We start from the raw sequence: 1,711 nt of genomic DNA, 5'->3' as shown, positions 1-1,711 counted from the left end.
AAAAATGAGTTTTTCTTATTTTTTGTCTAATCTTCGGGGGTCAAGCCGGCCTTGTTTCTTTTTCATGTTGTGAAAGTAAATCATATACTTGTTCTTTGGTAAAGTATGGCACTTCTAAATGTTCTGCTATGTTGAATGGACTGGCATTGTCTTCTAATATTCCACTTAGATATCCTACGCTTATTAATATTACACTTCTGAGTTTGTATATTTGTTTTTTGTGATATATACTTCGTATTATATGCAAGAACTCATTCATTATTTTTTCATCTAATTTTTCAAACTCATCTATCATTAATATTATCTCTTTTCCTATTTTTTCATATAATTCCTTTAACATCTCTCTTATTTTATCAAGCTTTTTTGGGATTTTTAGTTTAATTTTTTTATTATATCTATATTCTATATCATCCAGTATATCAATTACAAGTGTTTCAAGAAAATCTTCCTCACTCTTACTCCCATAACTTTCAAAAGAAATAAAAATTGGTAAATATTTGTCTTTTGTTTTTTCAACTATATCATTTAACAATGTTGTTTTTCCGCTTTGTCTTGGTGCTGATACTGTAAAGTATCTCCAATTTTCTATATGATCAAGTGCTTCTTCCATTATATCTGGTCGGTCAATATAATAACATGTCTTTTTATCAACGGGGCCACTTGTGCAGAATCTTCTCATGATTCACCTCCGTATAACATACCTCCGGTAGGGTATTGGATTAAAAACTTTAAATTTGAATTAAAACAAAAAAATTCTGAGCTGTCTCTCTCCTCCGGTGTTATACGCCTACGGCGGGCTATAAGATTAAAAATTGGTTTTTAATTAAAGTAAAAAATCCCTTGAGTTTTCGTTCTCTACCTTCAAAGATGTTCAAATCTATTCTAATGAGTGATAATATTTTTCTTCCAAAAAGTCATATATAGGATTATTTTACCTTAGATGGACTTTTAAAATTGGTTTTTATAAACCAAATGTGTAATTTTATTCCATTTTCTTCTTCTGTTATATATTCAAAATCTTTTATTGTATCTGAATATATTATTAACCATCCTTCAGTTAGCCCTTTTCTTTTTATATATTCTTTTATTTGTTTTTTTGATTTTTCATATTGATCTTCATCTATATTTGCTTTTATTTCTATTAAGTATTCTTTGTTGTTTAAATTTATCAATAAATCTATTCTTCCTCCGCCTATTTGTGTTTCCGGATATACTTTTCCATCTGCTGCTTCTACATACAAACTAAGAAATTGATCAAGATTGTATTGATATACCCCTTCGTAATAGTTCCTGCCTTTGAACATTACTGCTCCTCTTGATTTTATATATTTTATATATCTTTTCATTAATTTGTTTAAATCCAGACTTTCATCTTGGTTTAGATATTTTTTTATACTTTCATCAAATGGTTTCATTTGCGATTTTTCGCCATTTATTTGTGGTTTGAAATGATTGTATAATTTTTTATAATATAACGGTACTTTTACACAACATTTTCCGTCACAGTCATCTATTACCCCATTTAAATATAAAAACTTGATTCTATCATCGCTTATATCAAATTCAATGCTTTCTGGTTCAAATAATATTTTCATCATTAATTCTTTTTCTTTTTTCGCTTTTGATATTATATTTTCCATGTTTTTATCTATGTATTTCCTTATATAATCATATAATGTTTTTTCAAAATGTTTTTCTGTTATTATTTTTT

Annotated in this window: 2 pseudogenes; both read right to left on the bottom strand. The window is 27.1% G+C overall.

Features of this window, described 5'->3' with window-relative positions:
- Positions 1-52: 52 nt before the first annotated feature.
- A pseudogene (locus tag X275_RS09620) lies at positions 53-679 on the bottom strand (AAA-like domain-containing protein); the annotation flags it as partial.
- 247 nt (positions 680-926) lie between these two features.
- Positions 927-1,711: pseudogene (locus X275_RS09615) on the bottom strand (PD-(D/E)XK nuclease domain-containing protein); the annotation flags it as partial.

This window comes from Marinitoga sp. 1197 (assembly GCF_001021165.1).
Classification (GTDB): Bacteria; Thermotogota; Thermotogae; order Petrotogales; family Petrotogaceae; genus Marinitoga.
Note: the sequence above shows the minus strand (reverse complement) of the source record. Positions and strands in the feature narration are given on the sequence as shown.